This window comes from Paraburkholderia susongensis (genome assembly GCF_900177725.1).
GTDB classification, from domain to species: Bacteria; Pseudomonadota; Gammaproteobacteria; order Burkholderiales; family Burkholderiaceae; genus Paraburkholderia; species Paraburkholderia susongensis.
The window spans coordinates 990780-1012204 of record NZ_FXAT01000001.1 but is presented as its reverse complement, the minus strand read 5'-3'; the positions used below and the strand labels follow the sequence as shown (position 1 = coordinate 1012204).

18 protein-coding genes are annotated in these 21425 nt (G+C 66.7%); 14 read left to right on the top strand and 4 right to left on the bottom strand.

The genetic code is table 11. The annotated features are described in order from the left end of the window. The first annotated feature begins 1 nt into the window (after position 1). The 14 genes from B9Z01_RS04610 to B9Z01_RS04545 all read left to right on the top strand — a co-directional run bounded on the left by B9Z01_RS04610 (position 2) and on the right by B9Z01_RS04545 (position 16136). The gene (locus B9Z01_RS04610; protein WP_208625852.1) at positions 2–253 is read left to right on the top strand and encodes an acyl carrier protein; all 252 of its coding nucleotides are present in this window, start codon (positions 2–4) and stop codon (positions 251–253) included. After that, a complete protein-coding gene (locus B9Z01_RS04605) occupies positions 253–921 on the top strand; it encodes a COG4648 family protein (protein ID WP_085481027.1) in 669 nt (222 codons plus the stop codon). The genes B9Z01_RS04610 and B9Z01_RS04605 overlap by 1 nt, the downstream gene beginning before the upstream one ends. Then, the gene (locus B9Z01_RS04600; RefSeq protein WP_085481026.1) at positions 918–2651 is read left to right on the top strand and encodes an ApeI family dehydratase; all 1734 of its coding nucleotides are present in this window, start codon (positions 918–920) and stop codon (positions 2649–2651) included. The genes B9Z01_RS04605 and B9Z01_RS04600 overlap by 4 nt, the downstream gene beginning before the upstream one ends. Continuing rightward, positions 2648–4486, top strand: coding sequence for a glycosyltransferase family 2 protein (locus B9Z01_RS04595; protein ID WP_085481187.1), 1839 nt, complete (start codon positions 2648–2650; stop codon positions 4484–4486). The genes B9Z01_RS04600 and B9Z01_RS04595 overlap by 4 nt, the downstream gene beginning before the upstream one ends. Next, positions 4473–6125 carry an HAL/PAL/TAL family ammonia-lyase gene (locus tag B9Z01_RS04590; RefSeq protein ID WP_085481025.1) on the top strand — a complete coding sequence of 551 codons (1653 nt, stop codon included), beginning with the start codon at positions 4473–4475 and terminating at the stop codon, positions 6123–6125. Before B9Z01_RS04595 ends, B9Z01_RS04590 begins: the two co-directional genes overlap by 14 nt. After that, positions 6122–6553, top strand: coding sequence for an acyl-CoA thioesterase (locus tag B9Z01_RS04585; protein WP_085481186.1), 432 nt, complete (start codon positions 6122–6124; stop codon positions 6551–6553). Before B9Z01_RS04590 ends, B9Z01_RS04585 begins: the two co-directional genes overlap by 4 nt. Further along, positions 6541–7290 (top strand): outer membrane lipoprotein carrier protein LolA, encoded by a 750-nt coding sequence (locus tag B9Z01_RS04580; RefSeq protein WP_085481024.1) that lies wholly within the window; start codon positions 6541–6543, stop codon positions 7288–7290. The genes B9Z01_RS04585 and B9Z01_RS04580 overlap by 13 nt, the downstream gene beginning before the upstream one ends. Then, complete coding sequence (locus tag B9Z01_RS04575) at positions 7290–9956, top strand: MMPL family transporter (RefSeq protein ID WP_085481023.1); 2667 nt, start codon at positions 7290–7292, stop codon at positions 9954–9956. Before B9Z01_RS04580 ends, B9Z01_RS04575 begins: the two co-directional genes overlap by 1 nt. Next, positions 9953–11137 (top strand): beta-ketoacyl-[acyl-carrier-protein] synthase family protein, encoded by a 1185-nt coding sequence (locus tag B9Z01_RS04570; RefSeq protein ID WP_085481022.1) that lies wholly within the window; start codon positions 9953–9955, stop codon positions 11135–11137. Before B9Z01_RS04575 ends, B9Z01_RS04570 begins: the two co-directional genes overlap by 4 nt. 4 nt (positions 11138–11141) lie before the next feature. Beyond that, positions 11142–11636, top strand: coding sequence for an ApeP family dehydratase (locus B9Z01_RS04565; RefSeq protein WP_085481021.1), 495 nt, complete (start codon positions 11142–11144; stop codon positions 11634–11636). Then, positions 11633–12358 (top strand): 3-ketoacyl-ACP reductase FabG2, encoded by a 726-nt coding sequence (locus B9Z01_RS04560; RefSeq protein WP_085481020.1) that lies wholly within the window; start codon positions 11633–11635, stop codon positions 12356–12358. The genes B9Z01_RS04565 and B9Z01_RS04560 overlap by 4 nt, the downstream gene beginning before the upstream one ends. Beyond that, positions 12358–13584 carry a beta-ketoacyl-ACP synthase gene (locus tag B9Z01_RS04555; protein ID WP_085481019.1) on the top strand — a complete coding sequence of 409 codons (1227 nt, stop codon included), beginning with the start codon at positions 12358–12360 and terminating at the stop codon, positions 13582–13584. Before B9Z01_RS04560 ends, B9Z01_RS04555 begins: the two co-directional genes overlap by 1 nt. Continuing rightward, positions 13581–14828, top strand: a complete 1248-nt coding sequence (locus B9Z01_RS04550; protein WP_085481018.1) for a beta-ketoacyl-[acyl-carrier-protein] synthase family protein — start codon at positions 13581–13583, stop codon at positions 14826–14828. The genes B9Z01_RS04555 and B9Z01_RS04550 overlap by 4 nt, the downstream gene beginning before the upstream one ends. A gap of 63 nt (positions 14829–14891) precedes the next feature. Next, a complete protein-coding gene (locus B9Z01_RS04545; protein ID WP_085481017.1) occupies positions 14892–16136 on the top strand; it encodes an NAD(P)/FAD-dependent oxidoreductase in 1245 nt (414 codons plus the stop codon). A gap of 48 nt (positions 16137–16184) precedes the next feature. On the opposite strand, the gene B9Z01_RS04540 is transcribed toward B9Z01_RS04545, so the two are convergent. The 4 genes from B9Z01_RS04540 to guaD all read right to left on the bottom strand — a co-directional run bounded on the left by B9Z01_RS04540 (position 16185) and on the right by guaD (position 21281). Then, a complete protein-coding gene (locus B9Z01_RS04540) occupies positions 16185–17150 on the bottom strand; it encodes a sterol desaturase family protein (RefSeq protein ID WP_085481016.1) in 966 nt (321 codons plus the stop codon). 14 nt (positions 17151–17164) lie between these two features. Then, positions 17165–18187, bottom strand: a complete 1023-nt coding sequence (locus B9Z01_RS04535; protein WP_167387437.1) for a YVTN family beta-propeller repeat protein — start codon at positions 18185–18187, stop codon at positions 17165–17167. 149 nt (positions 18188–18336) lie between these two features. Beyond that, positions 18337–19638 (bottom strand): Nramp family divalent metal transporter, encoded by a 1302-nt coding sequence (locus B9Z01_RS04530; protein WP_085481014.1) that lies wholly within the window; start codon positions 19636–19638, stop codon positions 18337–18339. 278 nt (positions 19639–19916) lie between these two features. Next, positions 19917–21281 (bottom strand): guanine deaminase, encoded by a 1365-nt coding sequence (gene guaD, locus B9Z01_RS04525; RefSeq protein ID WP_085481013.1) that lies wholly within the window; start codon positions 21279–21281, stop codon positions 19917–19919. Positions 21282–21425: the final 144 nt, after the last annotated feature.

The window sequence follows — 21425 nt, the reverse complement described above, 5'->3', positions numbered from 1 at the left end:
CGTGTCTGAGACTGAGATTCTTGAGCGCATCCGCGCGATCTTCAAGGAGAACTTCGCGATCGAGCCCGAGCGCGTGACGCCAGACGCGCATCTGTTCGAAGACCTCGATCTCGACAGCATCGACGCCGTCGATCTCGCGATCAAGCTGCAGGACCTGACCGGCCGCCGTATCAAGCCGGAAGATTTCAAGTCCGTGCGCACCGTCGGCGACGTGATCGGCGCGGTCGAATCGCTGCTCGCGGCCCAAGGCTGATGCCCGCCGCACGCTCGCGATCGCCGATGGCGCCGTCGCGCCCCGCGGCAAGCGTGCCCGGCACGCGGCCTCACTGGGGCAGAATCGTCGCGCAGGTGCTGCTGAGGCTCGCGTATCCGGCGCTGATCCTGTGCGCGTGGCATTGGGATACGCCGCGTCTGGTCGGCTTCATGCTGCTCGCGATCCTGTGGCTGCGGTGCTGGGCCGGCGGCGGCACCGTCGCGCTGTCGCTGCAGCAGCTTTCCTCGCTCGACTGGGGCGTGCTGGGTCTGCTGAGTTGCGCGTCGGCGGCGATCGTCATTACCGATAGCGAGCTGCTGCTGCGTTTCTATCCTTCGCTCGTCAATCTCGGCCTGCTCGTCGCGTTCGGCGCGACGCTCGTGCGCGGGCCGTCGATGATCGAAAAATTCGCGCGGCTCGGCAATCCCGATCTGCCGGCGGGCGCCGTGCGCTACACGCGGCGCGTGACCCAGGTGTGGTGCGCGTTCTTCGTGCTGAACGGCGCGTTTTCCGTTTATACGGCGCTCTACTGGAGCCGCGCGAGCTGGTCGCTCTATAACGGCTTGATCGCTTATGGGTTGATCGGCGTGCTGCTCGCCGGCGAGATCGTCTGGCGCTATCTCGTTGTGCTGCCGCGCGCCGCGCGCGCGGGTTCGGAGTCCGAATGATCGCGCTGCACGATCTGCTGGCGGATGCGGCCGGGCTGCCCCCATCCAACGTATCCGACGCATCCGCGGCGTATGCCGCGCCGGTTTGCCGGGACGGCACGACGCTCATCGATCGCGCGGCGTTTCGCGCGCGCGTCGCGCGTTTGATCGCGCTCGTGCAGCCGCATGCGGCGCAGCGCTGCGCACTGTGCATCGACGATCCGTTCGATTTCGCCTGCGCGCTGTTCGCGCTCTTCGCGTGCGGCAAGGAGCCGGTGATTCCGGCCAACGCGACGCCCGGCTATCTCGCCGATCTCGCGGATGCCTACGACTTCATGCTGACGGATGCGGACCTGCCGCCGTTCGTCGCATCAGAGCACGCACATTCCTGCGCAGTCCACCCCGCATATCCAATCGATCCACATGCGCCGCTCACGCTCTACACGTCCGGCAGCAGCGGCACACCGAAGCCGATCCGCAAGACGCTCGCGCAGTTCGACGCCGAGGTGCGGACGCTCGAAAAACAGTGGGGCGCATTGATCGGCGACGCGACGATGCTCGCGAGCGTGCCGCATCATCACATCTACGGTTTGCTGTTTCGCGTGTTGTGGCCGCTCGCGGCCGGCCGCGCGTTCGATCGCGCGATCGGCACGGAGCCGCAGCAACTGCAGCAGCGCATCGCGCAGTACGGCGCGGCCGCGATCGTTTCGACGCCCGCGCAACTGTCGCGCTGGCCCGCGTTGCCGGGCTTCGCCGCGCTCGTCCCCGCGCCGCGCGCGTTCTTTTCGTCGGGCGGCCCGCTCGCTGACGAGGCCGCGCGGCACTATGCCGCCGCCTACGGTTCGGCTCCGCTCGAAATCTACGGCAGCACGGAAACGGGCGGCATCGCGTGGCGCCGCCAGGATCACGGCGACGCGTGGCAGCCGGTCGCGGGCGCCGAAGTGCGCCGCGACGAAGACGGCGCGTTGTGCGTGCGCTCTGCGCATCTCGGTCACGACGGCTGGCATCGCACCGGCGACCGCATCGCCTTCGACGCCGACGGCCGCTTCCGCCTGCAAGGGCGCCTCGACCGCGTGCTGAAGCTCGGCGGCAAGCGCGTGTCGCTGCCGGAGATGGAGGCGCGTCTCGCGCTGCATCCTTACGTTGCGCAGGCAGCGCTCGTGCCGCTCGAAGGCGTGTCGCGCGAACGGGTCGGCGCGGTGGTCGCGCTGAGCGAAGCGGGCGGCGCGGCCTTGTGCGCCGAAGGCCGCGTGGCGCTCGCGAAAACGCTGCGCCGTCATCTCGCCGATTATTTCGATGCCGTGGTGCTGCCGCGTCACTGGCGTTTTCGCGTGAGTCTGCCGTTCGACGCGCGCGGCAAGCTGCCCGCGCGCGCGGTGGCGGCTGCGTTCGAGCCGCGCGCCGAAGGCATGGAAGTGCTCGCCGAAGCACGCCGCGGCGATACGCTGCACTACGAGTTGCGCGTGCCGCCCACGCTCGTGCATTTCTCCGGTCACTTTCCGGGCCTGCCGATTCTGCCCGGCGTTGTGCAGGTCGACTGGGCGGTGCGGCTCGCCGCCGGTCATTGGCCGCAGGTGCGCGCGCTCGCATCGGTCGATCGTCTCAAGTTCATGGCGCCGGTCCCTCCTCGCGCGGTGCTCAAACTCACGCTGACTTACGACGCCGCGCGCCGGCGCGTGCAGTTCGCGTACCGGACCGAAGGGCGCGAATGCGCCTCGGGCGTGCTCGTGCATCGGGAGGGCGCGCGATGAGCTTCGCTCCCTGCATCGTCATTCCGATCTACAACCACAAGGATGCGATTGGCTCGACGCTCGCGCATCTCGCGGTGCACGGTCTGCCGATCTTCGTCGTCGACGACGGCAGCGACGAGGCGACCCAGCAGGTGCTCGCCGCGCTCGCGCGGCAGTACGCGGATCAGCTCACGCTGCTGCGTCTGCCTGAAAACGGCGGCAAGGGCGCGGCGGTGATGGCGGGCCTGCGCGCCGCGAGGACGGCAGGCTACACGCACGCGTTGCAGATCGACGCCGACGGCCAGCACGATGCCGCCGACGTGCCGCGCTTCATCGACGCGGCGCGCGCCGAGCCGGGCGCGGTGATTCTCGGCCGCCCAGTCTACGACGACAGCGTGCCGAAGGCGCGTCTCTATGGCCGCTATCTGACGCACGTGTGGGTGTGGATCGAAACGCTGTCGCTGACGATTCGCGATTCGATGTGCGGCTTCCGTCTTTATCCGCTGGCGCTCGCGTGCGAGCTGATCGACAGCGTGCCGCTGCCGACGCGCATGGACTTCGACATCGAGATCCTCGTGCGCCTGCACTGGCGGCGCGCGGTGTTCCGCTCGATCCCGACGCGCGTCACTTACGCGGCCGACGGCGTGTCGCATTTCGACGTGCTGTGGGACAACGTGCGCATCAGCCGCAGCCATACCCGGCTCGTGTTCGGCATGCTGTGGCGCTTGCCGGTGCTGCTCGCGCATAAGGTGATGCCGCGCCGTGTCGCGCCCGGCGATGATGAGGGTGACGAAGTCAAGGGTGCGGCGGAAGTGGCCGCCGATGCAGAAATGGCTGAAGCCGCTGGTGCACGAGCGGAAGCAGAGGCCGCACGAGCAAAAGCAGAAACAGAAGCCGCTCCCGAAGCCTGGTGGCGCATCGCCGAACGCGGCAGCCATCTCGGCATGAGCCTGCTCGCGCTCAGTTGCAAGCTGTTCGGCCGCCGCTTCACCGCGCTCTGGCTGCATCCGGTCGTCGCGTATTTTCTGCTGACGGGCCGCGCCGCGCGCGAGGCGTCGGACAACTACTTCAGGCATCTCAACGCGGTTGCGCCGTCAGGCGACACGCCGCGTCCGGGCTGGCTGTCCGCGTATCGGCACATGCTCGCGTTCGCGCAGTCGGGCTTCGACAAGCTCGCCGCGTGGAGCGGCCGCATCAATGACGCTGACGTCACCTTCGACGATCCTTCGGCGTTCGAAGCATTGATCGCGAGCGGCAAGGGCGCGCTCGTGATCGGCGCGCATCTCGGCAATATCGAAATGATGCGCGCGCTTGCCGTGCGTGGCGCTTATGCGAAAGTCACGGCGGTCGTCTATACCGAACACGCGCGGCGCTTCAATCGCGTGCTGGCGTCGGCCAATGACGAGTTCGCGCGGCACCTGCTCGAAGTCGGCGACTTCGGTCCCGAGACCGCGGTGCTGATGCAGCAGCGCATCGATGAGGGCGAACTGCTCGTGATCGTCGGCGATCGCGTGCCCGCGCGCGAAGCGGCCCGCACCACCGACGCGCAATTCCTCGGCGCGAGCGCGCCGTTCGCGCAAGGCCCGTACGTGCTCGCGCATGCGCTCGGCTGCCCGGTCTATCTGTTCTTCTGCATCAAGGAGCACGTCGGGGAGCGCGACGGATACCACATGTACTTCGAGCCGTTTGCCGAGCGCATCGAGCTGCCGCGCCGCGAACGCGCGCAGCATCTCGCCGCGTGGGCGCAGCGCTATGCTGTGCGTCTCGAGCATTACTGCCGCAAGGCCCCTTACCAATGGTTCAACTTCTTCGATTTCTGGGCGAGCCCCAGGCGAGGCGCGAATGGCCGAACATGATCTGAGTACCCGTACCGTGTTCGAGGCCCGCGCGGACATGAACACCGGCGCGGATGCGGACACGCGCGCGAACGCGGCGGCGATCGTGATCGGCGGGCGCCGGCTGACGATCGAAGAGGTCGTCGCCATCGCGCAGCACCGCGCGCCGGTCGCGTTGAGCGACGATGCCGCCTGGCGCGCGCGCATCGAGCGCGGCGCGGACTTTCTGCGCCGGCATCTGGCCGCGGGCGCGACCGTCTACGGCGTCAACACCGGTTACGGCGATGCCTGCGTCGTCGGCGTGCCGGCTGAACTCGTCGAAGCGTTGCCGCTGCAACTGACGCGCTATCACGGCTGCGGCATGGGCGCGTATCTCGACGACGCGCAAGCGCTCGCGGTGATCGCGGCGCGCCTGAACTCGCTCGCTTACGGCTTTTCCGGCGTGCGGCCCGTGTTGCTCGAACGTCTCGCCGACCTGATCAATCACCGCGTGTTGCCGCGCATTCCGGCCGAAGGCTCGGTCGGCGCGAGCGGCGATCTCACGCCGCTCTCGTACGTGGCGGCGGCGCTCGTAGGCGAACGCAACGTGATGTTCGACGGCGCGTTGCGCGATGCGCGCGACGTATGGGCCGAACTCGGTGTCGCTCCACTCGCGCTCGGGCCGAAAGAAGGTCTCGCGCTCATGAACGGCACGGCAGTGATGACGGGGCTCGCCTGTCTCGCGTTCGCGCGGGCCGATCATCTGACGCGGCTCACGACGCGTCTGACTGCGTTGTCGACCGTCGCGCTCGACGGCCGTGCCGCGCATTTCGACGCGACGCTCTTCGAGGTGAAGCCGCACGCGGGCCAGGCCGAAGCGGCCGCGTGGATTCGCAGCGATCTCGCCGGTCGCGATGACACGCCGGGGCATCGTCTGCAGGACCGCTATTCGATTCGCTGCGCGCCGCATGTGATCGGCGTGGCGCGCGATGCGCTTACGTGGGTGCGCCGCGACGTCGAAAACGAACTGAACAGCGCCAACGACAATCCGCTGATCGACCCCGACAACGAACGCGTGCTGCACGGCGGCAACTTCTACGGCGGTCATATCGCGTTCGCGATGGATGCGCTGAAAGTCGCAGTCGCCAATCTCGCCGATCTGATGGACCGGCAACTCGCGCTGCTCGTCGACGTGAATTTCAACAACGGCTTGCCGCGCAACCTGTCGGGCGCCGCGCCCGCGCGCGCGGCGATCAACCACGGTTTCAAGGCCGTGCAGATTTCGTCGTCCGCATGGACTGCCGAAGCGCTCAAGCACACGATGCCCGCGAGCGTCTTCTCGCGCTCGACCGAGGCGCACAATCAGGACAAGGTCAGCATGGGCACGATCGCCGCGCGCGACTGTTTGCGCGTGCTCGAATTGACGGAGCAGGTGGCCGCCGCGCATACGCTCGCCACCGTGCAGGCTGTGCGCCTGCGTCTGCGGATCGATGCCGCGACGCCGGTGCCCGCGCCGCTGCACGCATTTATCGACGAGGTGAGCGCGAGTTCGCCGTTCGTCGACGAGGATCGCGCGCTGGAAGGCGAACTGCGCGCGTTGACCGCGCGCATCGGCGCGTGCGATCTGCACGGCGGCTATCGAACGACATCGGATCAATACCGCAAAGGATGGAACGCATGAGCGGGGCGCCGAAAACGCTGAGTGCGAGCGCGACGGTCGAAGTGCCGTTTCACGACGTCGACGCGATGAACGTGTGCTGGCACGGCAATTATCTGAAGTACTTCGAGATAGGCCGCGCCGCGCTGCTGCGCGCGTTCGACTACGACTATCGCGAGATGCAGGCGTCGGGCTACCTGTGGCCGATCGTCGAGGCGCATCTGAAATACGTGCGGCCCGCTATCTATGGACAACAGATCGAGGTGCGCGCGCAACTGCTCGAATACGAAAATCGCCTGAAAATAGGCTATGAAATCGTCGATTGCGCATCGGGCACGCGGTTGACGAAGGGCTACACGATCCAGGTCGCCGTCGATGCCGCGACCCAGGAGTTGCAGTTCGTGTCGCCGCCGGTCGTATTCGAAAAGCTGGAGCGCGTATGGGGGCGATGAGTCGGTGTGCGGCGCTCGTGGTTGGTTCTTCGGTGATGGGTGCAATGGCCGTGATGGGCGCGGTTATGTGGCCGCAGGCGCCGGCGCATGCGGCGACGGCGAATGCCGACGCCAACGCCAATGCGGCAGCCGCAACAACCGCGGCAACTGTAAGAACCACAACCGCAACCACCGCCACCAACCCCGCGCTCGTCTCGCAGATCGCCGCGCATCTCGCGCAGGCCAAAGGCGTGCGCGCGCAATTCACGCAGACGCAGACGCTCGCCGCGATGAAGCGGCCGCTCGTCAGCAGCGGCACGTTGCTGTTCTTTCGCGAGCGCGGCGTGATCTGGCAGATCGACACGCCATACAAGGCCACCTATGTCATCACCGATGCGGGCGTCGTGCAGGTCAACGCCGACGGCCAGCGCGTGAGCACACAGAGCGCGCAGGGCACGCGCGGCGTCGCGCAGGTCTCGAAGATGATGCGCGCGATGCTCGGCGGCGATCTGTCCGCGCTGTATTCGCAATTCGATGTGGCGGCCGAGGGCAGCCCCGCGCAGTGGCGCATGCGGCTCACGCCGAACCAGCCGCAGATCGCGCAGTCGATCAAGGGCCTCGACATGAGCGGCGGCGGCTATCTGCAAAGTCTGCGCATCATGCTCGCGAACGGTGACGTGACGCAGCTCGAGTTCGCGAAGAGCACGGCCGTCGACGAACCGACGCCGGCCGAGCGCAGCCTCTTTGGAGCGCCGTGATGGACATGCTGCAACAGCGGTCCGCGAAACAGGCATGGGGCGTGCGCGCCGCATGGCTCGTGCTCGCGCTGCTGGCGGCGCTGTATTGCGGCTGGCGCTTCGCCGGACCCGCACCGCTCGAGACCAATCTGCTCGCGCTGTTGCCCGCGACCGAGGCGGACCCGGTCGCCGAGAAGGCCGTCGATACACTCGCGAGCGCGCTCGGCGATCGCACCGTGCTGCTCGTCACGAGCCGCGACGATGCGCACGCAAAAGCGGCGGCGAAGCAACTGGGCGCGTCGTTGCAAAAGAGCGGTGCGTTCGCGTCGGTGACGGCCGAGTTGCCGCCGTTCGATCTGTCGCAGATCGCGGCGCTGTACATGCCGTATCGCTTCGGCCTGCTCGCGCCTGCCGATCGCGCGGCGTTGGCGGGTGCTGGATCGGCATCGGCAGTGGCATCGGCAGTCGGCGCGACTCTGCGCGACCAGCTCGCGCAGCGCCTCTACAGCCCGCTGCAAGGCGGCCTGAGCACACCGCTCGCCGACGATCCGTTCGGCTGGCTCGAACGCTGGCTCGGCAACCTGCCGCTCGCGACGTCGAATCTCGAAGTCGAGGACAACCTGCTGGTCTCGCATCGCGGCGACGCTCGTGACGATGCTCACGGCAACACTCACGCCAATACCACGAGCGTGCTGATCGTCGCGACGCTGCCGGGCTCCGCATACGAAACGAAGACACAGCGCGCGGTTCACGCGGCGCTCGCCGATGCCGAAAGCGCGTTGCGGCAAACCTTCCCCGACGTATCGGTTGCGCGCGCCGGCGCGGTGTTCTACGCGGAGGCCGCGCGCGCCGCCGCCGAGCGCGAGGTGCATCTGATCGGCGTCGCTTCGCTGTGCGGCATCGCGTTGCTGATGATATGGGTGTTCCGCTCGCCGCGTCTGTTGCTGCTCGGCTTCGTGTCGACGGCGCTCGGCATCGTCTGCGCGCTCGCGGCGACCTTGCTGGTTTTCGGCAAGCTGCATCTGCTGACGCTCGTGTTCGGCGCGAGCCTGATCGGCGAGGCGGTCGATTATTCGATCCAGTACTTCGTCGTCTATCTCGGCGCGGGGCGCGACTGGGACGCGCGGCGCGGCGCGCGCATGGTGCGGCCCGCGTTGACGGTCGCGCTGGCGACGAGCCTGCTCGGCTACGCGATCCTGATGTGGGTGCCATTCCCCGCGCTCAAGCAGATCGCGTGCTTTGCGATGGTCGGCATCACGACCGCGTTCGCGTCGGTGCTGTGGCTGCTGCCCGCGTTGCTTACGCGGGCGCCGAAGCGCCGCCCGCAACGCGTGTTCATGGGTGCGGCGCGACTGCTCGCGCACTGGCAGCGAGCGATCGGCGGCAAGCGCGCGTGGCTGATCGCGGCGCTGCTGGTGATCGTCGCGGCGCCCGGCTGGCTGCGTCTCACGAGCGACGACGACATCCATCTGCTGATCCAGCGCGATGCGTCGCTCGTGGCGCAGGAGAACGCGGTGCGCGAGGCGGTCGGCGTCGACAACAGCGCGCAGTTTTTCGTCGTGCGCGGCGCGACGCCCGAGGCAGTGCTGCAACGCGCCGAAGCACTCGGCACGAAGCTCGATGCGCTGAACGGCACCGCGAACAGCGTTGGCGGCTATCAGTCGGTCACGCAGTTCGTGCCATCGGCGCAGCGTCAGAACGAAGACCGTGCGTTGCTCGCGCAGCACGTGTTCAACGATTCCGCCGCCTTGCGTGCGATCCTGCTGCAAGCGGGCTTCAAGGACGAAGTCGCCGATGCGTGGCTCGCCGCCTCTGCGAAGCCGCAGCCGCCGCTCACGGTCGAGCGCTGGCTCGCGGCACCGTGGTCGCAGCCATACCGGCATCTGTGGCTCGGTGCGGTGGGGTCGGGCGAGGCCAATGCGGGCAAGTCGGCTAATGAGCCGGGCTATGCCGCCGTCGTGATCCCGCAAGGCGTTACGCCGCGGAACGAGCCCGCGCTGCTCGCGCTTGCGCACGGCGTGCCGGGCGTCGTGTTCGTCGACAAGGCCGCGAGCGTGTCGAAGCTGTTCGGTGCGTATCGCGTGGACAGCGGCTGGTGGCTGGGCGGCGCGCTGGTGCTGGTGTGTGCGCTGTTGACGCTGCGGTACGCACCGAAGCAGGGCGGCCGTGGGGGAGCTTTGCAAAAAGTCTCTTTGGCGCACGCCTCACAGAAGGTCTCCCTGGGAGACGCCTCGCAGGCAGGCTCTCCGGCCGACGCCTCGCAGGCAGTCCGCCTCGCGGACACGCTGCGCGGCGGCATCGCGACGACCTTGCCGGTGCTGCTCGCAATCGGCGTGGCGCTTGCGGTGTTCGGCTATGCGGGCGTGCCGCTCAATCTGTTCAACTGGCTCGCGCTGATGCTCGTGCTCGGCGTCGGCGCAAACTATGCGGTGTTTCTACGCGAAGGCTGCTTGCGCGCCGATGCGGATCTCGGCGCGGTGTGGACGGGCGTGCTGCTCTCGGCGGCGACCACGCTGCTGTCGTTCGGCATGCTCGGCCTGAGCGCGATGCCCGCGCTCAGGAGCTTCGGCACGACGCTCGCACTTGGCATCGCGGTTGCGGTGCTGCTCGCGCCTATGGGTATGCCGGCGGGCATACCCGCGGACATACCATCGGGCAAGCCATCGGAATCAGGGAGGGCGGCATGAAAGCGCCACCAGTTTATTTGCACGCACTCGGCATGATCAACGCGCTCGGCGGCGACGTCGACGAGATCGTGCCCGCGCTCGCCGCCGCTCGCGCGCCCGGCATGGGCAACGTGGGCACCGGCATCGGCGATGCGTTCGTCGGCAGTGCGCTCACGCCGCTCGAACTCGCGCCGCGCGCCGATCTCGCGCGCTACGACTGCCGCAACAACCGTCTGCTGCTTGCCGCACTCGCGCAGATCGCACCCGCGATCGAAGCCGCGCGCGAACGCTACGGCTCGGAGCGCATCGGCGTCGTGCTCGGCACGAGCACGTCGGGCATCGAGGCGGCCGAAACCGCGTTCGTCTATCACGCACGCGCCGGCGAGCTGCCCAGCAACTTCAACTACCGGCAGATGGAAATCGGCACGGCCGCGCCGTTCGCCGCCGCCGTGCTCGGCGTGCAGGGACCGGCGTTCACGATTTCGACCGCATGCACGTCGAGCGCTAAAGCCTTCGCATCGGGGCGGCGGCTGCTGCAATTGCAGTTGTGCGACGCGGTCGTCGTGGGCGGTGTCGATTCGTTATGCGAACTGACGGTGCAAGGTTTCGCGTCGCTCGAATCGACGAGCAGCGTGCGCACCAATCCGATGAGCCGCAATCGTTGCGGGATCAACGTCGGCGAGGGCGCGGCCGTGTTCCTGATGAGCCGCGACGAAGCGGCGGTGCGGCTCGCGGGTCTCGGCGAATCGAGCGACGCGCATCATATTTCCTCGCCGGACCCGCAGGGCGTGGGCGGCGAACTCGCGCTGCGCGAAGCGCTCGCCGATGCGGGCATCGCGGCGTCGGCGCTCGGCTACGTGAATCTGCACGCGACCGCGACGCGCAAGAACGACGAGATGGAAGCGCAGTTGATGGCGCGCGTCTTTCCCGGCGGCGTCGCGGCAAGCGGCACCAAGCCGCTGACCGGCCACCAGCTCGGCGCGGCGGGCGCGACCGAGCTCGGCTTCGCGTGGCTCACGCTCGCGCGCGAGAACGCGCCGCTGCCGCCGCATCTATGGGACGGCGAGGCCGATCCCGCACTGCCCGCGCTCGATCTCGTCGAAAGTGCGCGCTATCTGCCGCGCGGCATCGGCACGCAATACACGATGAGCAATTCGTTCGCGTTCGGCGGCAGCAATGTCAGCCTGATCCTTGCACGGTGAGCGCATGACGACTTCGCTTACCACCGTCGAGCAACTCGTGCGGCAACCGATCGAAGCGATCATCCCGCATCGCGGCAGCATGCTGCTGATCGACGCGGTCGATGCGTTCGACGAAACCACGCTGAGCGCGCACGCGAGCGTCGATCCGCATGCGTGGTACGCCGACGCCGACGCCGACGGCGCGATGCCCGCATGGATCGGTATCGAACTGATGGCGCAGGCCATCGCCGCGCACATCGCTCTGCTCGCGATACGCAACGGCGGCCACGCGCGTCACGGTGTGCTGCTCGGCTCGCGCAGCTATCAGGCGTTGCAGCCGGTTTTCGGGAGCGGCGCGCGTCTGTCGGTCCACGTGAGCGAGTTGCTGCGCGGCGGGGAAGGCCACAGCGCCTACGAATGCACGATCGACGCAGGCGGCGTGCGCTGTGCCGAAGCCGTCATCAAGGTGTATCAACCGCCCGATTTCCAGTCATTCATCGAAGGGAGTATCAGTTCATGAGCCGGCGTGTTCTCGTTACCGGCGCAAGCCGCGGCATCGGCCGCGCGATTGCGTACAAGCTGGCCGCCGACGGCTTCGCGGTCTCCGTGCATTGCCGCACCGGACGCAGCGAAGCCGAGGCGGTCGTGACGGGCATCGCCGCGCAGGGCGGCACGGCGCGCGTGCTGCAATTCGACGTGCGCGAGCGTGCCGTCTGCCGCGAAGTGCTCGAAGCGGATGTCGCCGCTCACGGTCCGTACTACGGCATCGTCTGCAGCGCGGGCGTCACGCGCGACGCGGCATTTCCCGCGCTCACGGAAGAAGACTGGGACATCGTGATCGAGACCGGACTCGACGCGTTCTATAACGTCGTGCATCCGCTCACGATGCCGATGGTGCGCGCGCGCAAGGGCGGGCGCATCGTCACGATCGCGTCGGTGTCGGGCGTGATGGGCAACCGCGGCCAGGTCAACTACAGCGCGGCGAAGGCGGGTTTGATCGGCGCGACCAAGGCGCTCGCGGCCGAGCTTGCCTCGCGCAACATCACGGTCAATTGCGTCGCGCCGGGCCTGATCGAAACCGGCATGCTCGAACAGGTCACGCTCGAACATGCGCTGAAGGCCGTGCCGATGAACCGCGTCGGCCAGCCTGCCGAGGTGGCGTCGGTCGTGAGCTTTCTGATGTCCGATAGCGCGTCGTATGTGACGCGCCAGGTGATCGGCGTGAATGGCGGGATGGTCTGATGAAGCGCGTCGTGATTACCGGCATGGGCGGCGTCACCGCGCTCGGCGATAGCTGGGACGCGATCGAAGCGCGTCTGAAACGCGGCGAAAACGCGGTGCGCCGCATGCCCGAGTGGGACTACTTCGAATCGCTGCACACACGCATCGCGTGTCCGCTGCCCGAATTTGCGCTGCCCGCGCATTATCCGCGCAAGAAGGTGCGCTCGATGGGGCCGGTCTCGCTGTACTCGGTGCGCGCGAGCGAACTCGCGCTCGCCGATGCGGGCCTCGCCAACGACGCGAGCATCGCCGATGGCCGCATGGGCGTTGCGTATGGCTCGTCGTCGGGCTCGGTGCAGCCGATCCGCGCATTCGGCACGATGCTCGAAACCGGCTCGATGAGCAACGTCACATCGAACAGTTACGTGCAGATGATGCCGCATACCACGGCCGTCAACGTGAGCCTGTTCTGGGATCTCAAAGGCCGCATCATCCCGACTTCGTGCGCATGCGCGTCGGGCAGCCAGGCGATTGGTTACGCGTACGAGGCGATCCAGTCGGGCAAGCAGACGCTGATGTTCGCGGGCGGCGCGGAGGAACTGTCGGGTCCGGCGGTCGCCGTGTTCGACACGCTCTATGCGACCAGCACGCGCAACGACGAGCCGCATCTGACGCCGCGTCCGTTCGATGCCGCGCGCGACGGTCTCGTGGTCGGCGAGGGCGCGGCCACGCTCGTGCTCGAAGAGTACGAACATGCGCTCGCGCGTGGCGCGCGAATTCATGCGGAGATCGTCGGTTTCGGCTGCAACTCGGACGGCGCGCACATGACGCAGCCGACCGCCGAAACGATGGCGCTCGCGATGCAGCTCGCGCTGCAGGACGCACGGCTCACGCCCGAGGCGATTGCCTACGTGAACGCGCACGGCACCGCGACTGATCGCGGCGACATCGCCGAAAGCCAGGCGAGCGCGCGGACCTTCGGCGCGCGCGTGCCGATCAGTTCTCTCAAGAGCTATATCGGCCACACGCTCGGTGCGTGCGGCGCGATCGAAGCATGGTGGACCATCGAGATGATGAAGCGCAACTGGTACGTGCCGACGCTCAACCTCGACAACGTCGATCCGGCCTGCGCGCCGCTCGATTACATCGTCGGCGGCGCGCGCGAGATCGACGCCGACTACGTGATGAGCAACAACTTCGCGTTCGGCGGCATCAACACGTCGCTGATTTTCCGGCGCGTCCGATGAGCGTCGCACTGCAACGCGTCGTCGTGACCGGCATGGGCATCGTGTCGTGTCTCGGCAATACGCTCGACGAAGTTTCGGCCGCACTGCGCGCGGGCCGCTCGCGCATCACGCGCGTCGACGCGTGGCGCGAGCGCGGTTTCGCGTCGCAGGTCGCGGGCGTCGCGTCGGTCGCCCATGAAGTGCCGTTCGAGCGCAAGCTCGAGCGCTTCATGGGCGACACCGCGCGCTTTGCCTGCCACGCGGCGCGGCGCGCAATCGACGATGCGGGGCTCGCGCCTGAGGCACTGCATTCGCCGCGCGCGGGCGCGGTGATCGGTTCGGGCGTCGGCGCTATGTCGAGCTACGAAGCGGCGCTTGCGATAGCGCACACACGCGGCGTCGACAAGGTGCCGCCCTACACGGTGCCGCAGGTGATGAGCAGCACCGCGTCGGCCAACGTCGCGCAGATGTTCGGGCTCGAGGGCGTCAGCTACTCGCCGTCGTCGGCGTGCACGACGTCGGCGCTTGCCATCGGCCAGGCGATGCAGTTGATCCAGACCGGCCGTCAGCAGATCGTGCTCGCGGGCGGCAGCGAAGCACTGCACGACAACGTGACGCTGATGTTCGACGCGATGAGCGCATTGTCGCGCCGCTTCAACGACACGCCGCAGCACGCCTCGCGTCCGTACGACACGCAGCGCGACGGTTTCGTGATCGCGTCGGGTGGCGGGGTGCTCGTGCTCGAGGCGCTCGATCACGCGTTGGCGCGCGGCGCGCGCATTTACGCCGAGTTGAGTGGCTTCGGCGATTGCACCGATTGCACCGATCGCGCCGGCATGGTCGCGCCGCGTGCGGCCGGCATCGCGCGCGCGATGCGCGGCGCGCTCGCCGAGGCGGGCCGCCGCCCCGACTACGTGAATACACATGCGCCGTCGACACCGCTTGGCGACATCGAGGAACTGCGCGCGTTGCGCGACGTGTTCGGCGCATCCACTGAAGGCATGCCGGCGTTTTCGTCGACCAAGGGCATGACCGGACATTCGCTCGGCGCATGCGGCGCGCACGAAGCGATCTATACGCTGCTGATGATGCGCGACGGCTTTATCGCAGGAACGGCGGCAATCGATGCGCAGGAGCCCGAAATGCTCGGCATGCCGCTCGTGCGCAGCGCGCGCGACGCACGCATCGAGACGGCGATGTCGGTTTCATTCGGGTTCGGCGGCTGTTGCGCGAGCCTGATGTTCGAAGCGTGGCGAGGCGTCTGATCGCGCGAAGCAGGCAAATCCCGCATGCGTGGCACCACGCATGCCAACCGTTGGAGCAGAGATTTGAATAGCGATTCATTAGAGCGCACGGTGGCCGACGTCGCGATCATCGGCGCGGGCCCGGCTGGCGCGGTCGCTGCCGCGCTGTTGCGCAAGGCTGGCCGTTCGGTGCTCGTGCTCGAGCGTCAGCATTTCCCGCGCTTTTCGATCGGCGAGAGTCTGCTGCCGCAAAGCATGGCGTACCTCGAAGAGGCCGGCATGCTGCAGGCCGTCGTCGAGGCCGGTTTCCAGCACAAGAACGGCGCGTATTTTGTCTATCGCGACCAGACCGCGTCGTTCGATTTCCGCGACAAGCATTCGCCCGGCTGGGGCACCACGTATCAGGTCGAGCGCGCGGTGTTCGACGACGTGCTGATTCGCTGCGCGGCCGCGCAGGGCGCCGACGTGCGTTTCGGCCACACGGTGCGCGCGGTGCAAACGGGCGCGACGCCGGTGCTCGACGTAGCCGATGAAGCGGATCGCACATATCAGGTCGAAGCGCGCTTCGTGCTCGATGCGAGCGGTTTCGGGCGCGTGCTGCCGCGCCTGCTGAATCTCGAAACGCCGACGCGCATGCCGGCGCGCGCCGCGATCTTCACGCACGTGCGCGACGGTCTCGCGCTCGATGCAGCCGATCGCAACAAGATTTGCGTCGCGACGCATCCCGAGCGCCGCGACGTGTGGTTCTGGATGATTCCGCTCGCGGGCGGCCGCTCGTCGGTGGGGTGTGTCGCCGAGGCGAGTTTTCTCGACGTGCAGGAAGCGCAGCGCGACGCGACGCTGCGCGCGCTGATCCAGCAGGAGCCGACGCTGAACCGGCTGATCGGAGCCGCGCCGTTCCTGATGCCGGTGCGGCAGATCGGCGGTTACGCGGCGAACGTCGCGCGTCTGCATGGTCCCGGTTATGCGCTGCTCGGCAACGCGGGGGAATTTCTCGACCCGGTGTTTTCGTCGGGCGTGACGATCGCGCTGCGCTCCGCGCATCTCGCCGCGCACACGCTGAACCGGCAACTCGACGGCGCAACGGTCGACTGGTCCGCCGATTACGACGTGCCGTTACGCAAAGGGATCGATACGTTTCGCGCGTTCGTCGAGCGCTGGTACACGGGCGAGTTGCAGGACATCATCTACTACCCGGAGCAGACGCCGTCGATCCGGCGCATGATCTGCGCGGTGCTCGCCGGCTATGCGTGGGACGAATCGAATCCGTATGTCGCCGATCCGGTCAGGCGGCTTAATGCGCTGCACGAGGTGTGCAAGGCGGGCTGAGCGCAGCGCCGGCACACACTCGCGTGGCGAGGCCGCTGATCGACTGCGTCATGAACCACGCCGCGCACTTCGCGAAGCAGCCCGGTATTCGTCGAGGAAGAACCGCAAGCCCCCCAATTGCTGCGCGAGATAGCCGCCTGTCGCCATCGATTCCGGAGCACGCTTGTCGCCGGTCGGCGGATACTCGTTCGAGAAGTCGGCCGTGCCGAACAGCATGTCCCAGAACGGGAACACCGCGCCGTAATTGCACGAGTTGCGGCCGGCCGCACGCAGGCCATGATGCAGACGGTGAAAGCGCGGCGAAACCAGCAGCCGGTCGCCGAGCCAGCCGAACGAGAGCTTGATGTTCGCATGGCTCAGGCTTTCGATGAACCGCATGAACAAAAACAGCAGCGGGAACTGCAAAGGCGGAATTCCGATCGCAAGGCCGACAATGCCGAACCACAGGCCGGCGATGAGGTCGTCGAGCAGGTGGTTGCGGTCGTCGGACCAGAAGCTCATCTGCCGCTGCGCGTGGTGCAGGGCGTGCAGCGCGTACCAGCTCCGGAACGAGTGGGAAAGCCGGTGTCGCCAGTAATCGGCGCAATCGAGAATCAGCGCATAGCAGATGAACGTGACGACCGGGCGCCCGAGCAGCGCCGGAAAGATCGTTTCGAGCGTCGGCGGAATATAGCCGAGACCGACGACGAAACCGTTGACCCATACCTGCGCCTGGTAGAACAGGAGGAAGCTGACGACCGGCAGCACGCCGACGCGGTTGAGGACCGTATAGAACGCGTCGGTCACAACCGCTTTGCGGTCCTTCCAGTGTTCGATCGGGAAGAAGGCTTCGAGCGGCCAGCACACCGCGTATGTCACGACGACCGCGAAGAAGCCGTAGACGCAGATGAGCGCCCAGTCGAACGAAAGCTCCTCCCACTGCATCCAGCCGAAGTGATAGAGCATCGGCAAGACGAGGTACTGGTCGATCTCGCCGGCGAGCATGTTGAAGAACCTGTCGATGAATGTCAGCATCGCGAGCCTGCCTGTTACAGGGTTTCGGCGGTAATCAGGCCGGGCCGGCTAAGCTCGGTCGAGAGGAAAATGCCGTGCGGCGAGCGGCCCACCTCGATCGTCCCGTAGTTGCCGCTGAGCGGATCGAGCACCGCCACCTGTTCGCGAAAACGCAGCGTCACCCACAGCTTGCCGTCCGGTCCAACGCTCACGTCGTCGGGCCCCGCGGCACGGAACGGGTAGGTGCGGCGGAGTTCGTAAGTGACGGGATCGAGCGCGACCAGCGAGCCGCCGATCCGGTTGCTCACGTAGAGCGTCTTGCCGTCCGGCGTCAGGAAGATGTTGTGCGGGCCGACGCCCGTCTTGATTTTGCGCAGCACCTTGCCATCCACCGGGTCGACCTCGGCGACGTGGTCGGCCCCCATCACGCAGACGAGAACCTTGCCGTTGTGCCACAGCACGCCGGCGGGCGTGGCGCCCACTTTCGACGTCCAGCGCACCGTCATGTTGTTCAGGTCGAACGCGACGAGCGTGTCGGACTCCTGCATCGAACTGAAGCTCGTACGCGAATCCGGTGCGAAATCGAGATGACTCGGCATCTTGCCGGCCTCGAAGCGCTTCACCAGCGTCAGGTCGTCGGCCCGATAAATATCGACATAGTTCAGTCGCAGCGCGTTGACGACCAGATAGCGGCGGTCGGGACTGAAGCCAAGCTGATAAGGGTCCGCGATCGTCTTGTGACCGATTGCCGTACCGGTGCGCGGATCGACGATGAAGAGCGCGTTGCCGCTTGCGTCGGCGATGTAGAGCTTGCTGCGATCCGGCGTCAGCGCCCAGTGGCTGGGTTCACGCAGTGTCGGCAGCGTGCGGACGACCTGGCGCGTCGCCATGTCGATGACGGAGACGCTCGCTTCGCCGGAATTCATGACTATGGCGAGCGCCGGTTCGGTGGCGGCAGCATCCGCTGCCTTGGAAACGACTGAAAGAAGCGGCGACAGAGTGAAGCTCAATGGTACGGCGAAGCTTTGCTCAAGCCATTTACGACGAGAAAAATTCATGGGCGCATGCAATTGGAAAGTTGACGCTAACGCTCCCTCGAACCCCGGTCGCCTTGCGTTGCTCGGATAACTATAGCGACCCAGGCTTTCAATTTCACCCATGCGCACGCGCGTAATGCACCCTCAAGCCGCACCCTCAAGCCGCGCTCTCACAGCCCCGGTATCGTCACGCCAAAAGTCTGCAGCAACAGGACCGCATTGAGGGCGAGAATGACGACCGTGCCGGCCATCGCGGTGCCGGCCACCCATCGGCGATTCGCGAAGGCGCCCATGACGTCGCGGCGCGACGTCAGGATCACCAGCGCGATCATCGGCACGGGCAGCGCGAAACTCAGTACCACCTGGCTGTAGACCAGCGCATCGGTTGCATTCAGACCGAGCGCGACGACGATGAACGACGGGACCATCGTCACCAGCCGGCGAATCCAGGCCGGGATGTGAAAGCCCGTGAAACCTTGCATGATCATCTGGCCGGCCATCGTCCCGACCACTGAACTCGAGATGCCGGAGGCCAGCAGAGAGACAAGAAAAATTCCGGCTGCCGCGGCGCCAAGCAGCGGTGTCAGGCTGTGATAGGCCGTTTCGATTTCCGCCACGTCGGGGTGTCCCGCGTGGAATGCGCCCGAAGCCATGATGACCATCGCCATATTGACGAGCCCCGCCACCGTAAGCGCGATCAGGACCTCGACATTCGAGAACCGGACGAGCTTGCTGCGCTCCACGTCGTTGTTCGCCCGGGTGCGATGCTGCGTCAGCCCTGAATGCAGATAGATCGCGTGCGGCATCACCGTCGCACCGAGAATGCCGACTGCAACGGATAGCGCACCGGGGCCTTGCAATCGGGGCACGAATGTTCCGGTCACCACGGCGGGCCACGCAACCTGAACGATCAGCAGCTCGATGACGTACGACAACGCAACGGCCGCCACGAGGCCGCCGATTATCAACTCGAGAGGGCGAAAACCCTGCTTCTCACCCATCAGAATGGCGTATGTCACAACGCCGGTGATGACCATGCCGAACAGCAGCGGTATGTGAAAAAGCAGCGACAAGCCGATTGCCCCGCCGAGGAACTCGGCGAGGTCGGTCGCCATCGCGGCTATCTCGCTGATAGCCCACATCCCGAGGACAACCGGCGCAGGAAAGTGCTCGCGGCTCAGCTCCGCAAGATTGCGCCCGGTGACGATGCCGAGTTTGGCCGACAACGCCTGAAACAGCATTGCAATGAGATTCGCGGCGAGTACGACCCAAAGCAATGAGTAGCCGTATCTGGCTCCCGCCTGAATGTTGGTCGCAAAATTGCCCGGATCCATGTACGCGATCGACGCGACGACAGCCGGTCCGGCGAACAGCAGCTTCGAGGTCCAGCGATGGTCGCGGCCCGCCAGCACACCCGCCATCCCTCGTGATGCGCGCGCCGTGATCCCCATTTGTCCTTCCGCTGTGCTCATGTCAATCCTCGGGTTCGATCCACGCAGTCGCTGGCCTCATGTTGACCGGCCGGTATCACGCAGCCGTATCGTATGACCCGATCTTGGCCTGTTCGGCTCGAAAAGAACAATTGAACGTTCCAATGATTCCAATAAGCTTGGGGTGCGTGCATCTTCCCGCAGATCGGCGAAGAACCAAAAAAACGGCGCTTCGATCACGAAGCGCCGTTTTGTCCTGCAGGGCGAGAGGTCGAAGCGCGATCCAACCGCGGCCGGGTCACGCGGCGCTCATGTGGCAATCAAGCCGCGATCCTCGCGCCTCCCGCCGCGCGCTGGCGCGCATCGTCGCGACGATGCACGCGCTTGCCCGCCGCATACGTTTCGTACACCGCACGGTCGTCACCGAGCAGCGCGAACGCGAACAGCAGTTCTTCGAGCGATTCGCGCCGACCGGTGCGGCGCGCGAGCAGCGACGTCGCCTGCGGATCGAGCACGACGAAGTCCGCTTCGGTGTGTGGCCGCAGCGTGCCGACGTGGTCCGCGAGATCGAGCGCCGCGGCCGCGCCCGCGGTGGCCAGATAAAACATGCGCGTGGCCGTCAGATGATGGCCGCCCAGACGCGCGACCTTGTGCGCTTCGTTCATCGTTTGCAGCATCGAGAACGACGTGCCGCCGCCGACGTCCGTCGCGAGCGCGATCGGCATGCCGGCCGCGTCGGCTTTGTCGAAATCGAACAGGCCGCTGCCGAGGAACAGGTTCGAGGTCGGGCAATGCGAGGCGAGCGCGCCGGTTTGCGCCATGCGTTTGCGGTCTTCCTCGTCGAGGTGGATGCAGTGGCCGTACACGGCGCGGCGGCGCAGGAGCCCGTAGTGATCGTAGATGTCCAGATAGCTGCGGTGACCGGGGAACAGGTCGGCGACCCATTTCACTTCGTCGGTGTTTTCCGCGACGTGGCTCTGGATGAAGATGTCCGGATGCAGGCGAGCGAGCGCGCCGCACGCTTCGAGCTGCGCTTCGGTCGAGGTCGGCGCGAAGCGCGGCGTGAGCGCGTACATCTGGCGCCCGCGCTTGTGCCAGCGGCCGATCAGCTCGGCGCTGTCGTCGTAGCCCGATTGCGCGGTGTCGCGCAGGAACTCGGGGCAGTTGCGGTCCATCAACACCTTGCCCGCGACCATGCGCAGATTGCGCGCCTCGCTCTCGGCGAAAAGCGCGTCGGCCGATTCCTTGTGCACCGTGCAGTACACGAGCGCGGTGGTCGTGCCGCACGCGAGCAGTTCGTCGACGAAAAAGCTCGCGGTATCGCGCGCGTACGCGGAATCGGCGAAGCGGCGCTCGGTCGGAAACGTGTACGTGTCGAGCCACGGCAGCAACCCGGGTGCCGGCGACGCGATCATGTCGGTCTGCGGATAGTGGATGTGCGTGTCGATGAAGCCCGGCACGATCAGCTTGTCGCGCCGGTCCACGATCTGCGTGCCCGGCGCGAGCCGCGCCGCGAGCGTGGCATACGCGTCCGCCGCGACGACGCGGCCGTCTTCGACGATCAGCAGGCCGTCTTCGTGGAAAACCGTCGCGTTGGGCGAGTGCGCGGGATCGCCGTTGAAGGTCAGCAGTTGTGCGCGGAATGCCGTTTGCGCCGCGGGCGCGGTGTGAGCCGATTCGGTCATGGGAAAACTGTCTCCTGATGTAGAAAGCTGGGCGGCGAGCACGGCGGCAAGGCCTGCGTTCGCGCGGGTTCGTGAGGGCTTCACGATTTTTCGCGAACGCGACCGTTGCCGCCGGCCGCCGGTTAAAGCCTTTGGGTTAATCCG

Coding starts and splice junctions, on each gene's coding strand:
- B9Z01_RS04550 (WP_085481018.1), top strand. CDS start 13,581: ATGAGCGTCGCACTGCAACGCGTCGTCGTGACCGGCATGGGCATCGTG.
- B9Z01_RS04555 (WP_085481019.1), top strand. CDS start 12,358: ATGAAGCGCGTCGTGATTACCGGCATGGGCGGCGTCACCGCGCTCGGC.
- B9Z01_RS04540 (WP_085481016.1), bottom strand. CDS start 17,150: ATGCTGACATTCATCGACAGGTTCTTCAACATGCTCGCCGGCGAGATC.
- B9Z01_RS04585 (WP_085481186.1), top strand. CDS start 6,122: ATGAGCGGGGCGCCGAAAACGCTGAGTGCGAGCGCGACGGTCGAAGTG.
- B9Z01_RS04530 (WP_085481014.1), bottom strand. CDS start 19,638: ATGAGCACAGCGGAAGGACAAATGGGGATCACGGCGCGCGCATCACGA.
- B9Z01_RS04560 (WP_085481020.1), top strand. CDS start 11,633: ATGAGCCGGCGTGTTCTCGTTACCGGCGCAAGCCGCGGCATCGGCCGC.
- B9Z01_RS04580 (WP_085481024.1), top strand. CDS start 6,541: ATGGGGGCGATGAGTCGGTGTGCGGCGCTCGTGGTTGGTTCTTCGGTG.
- B9Z01_RS04595 (WP_085481187.1), top strand. CDS start 2,648: ATGAGCTTCGCTCCCTGCATCGTCATTCCGATCTACAACCACAAGGAT.
- B9Z01_RS04605 (WP_085481027.1), top strand. CDS start 253: ATGCCCGCCGCACGCTCGCGATCGCCGATGGCGCCGTCGCGCCCCGCG.
- B9Z01_RS04570 (WP_085481022.1), top strand. CDS start 9,953: ATGAAAGCGCCACCAGTTTATTTGCACGCACTCGGCATGATCAACGCG.
- B9Z01_RS04600 (WP_085481026.1), top strand. CDS start 918: ATGATCGCGCTGCACGATCTGCTGGCGGATGCGGCCGGGCTGCCCCCA.
- B9Z01_RS04535 (WP_167387437.1), bottom strand. CDS start 18,187: ATGAATTTTTCTCGTCGTAAATGGCTTGAGCAAAGCTTCGCCGTACCA.
- B9Z01_RS04575 (WP_085481023.1), top strand. CDS start 7,290: ATGGACATGCTGCAACAGCGGTCCGCGAAACAGGCATGGGGCGTGCGC.
- B9Z01_RS04590 (WP_085481025.1), top strand. CDS start 4,473: ATGGCCGAACATGATCTGAGTACCCGTACCGTGTTCGAGGCCCGCGCG.
- B9Z01_RS04565 (WP_085481021.1), top strand. CDS start 11,142: ATGACGACTTCGCTTACCACCGTCGAGCAACTCGTGCGGCAACCGATC.
- guaD (WP_085481013.1), bottom strand. CDS start 21,281: ATGACCGAATCGGCTCACACCGCGCCCGCGGCGCAAACGGCATTCCGC.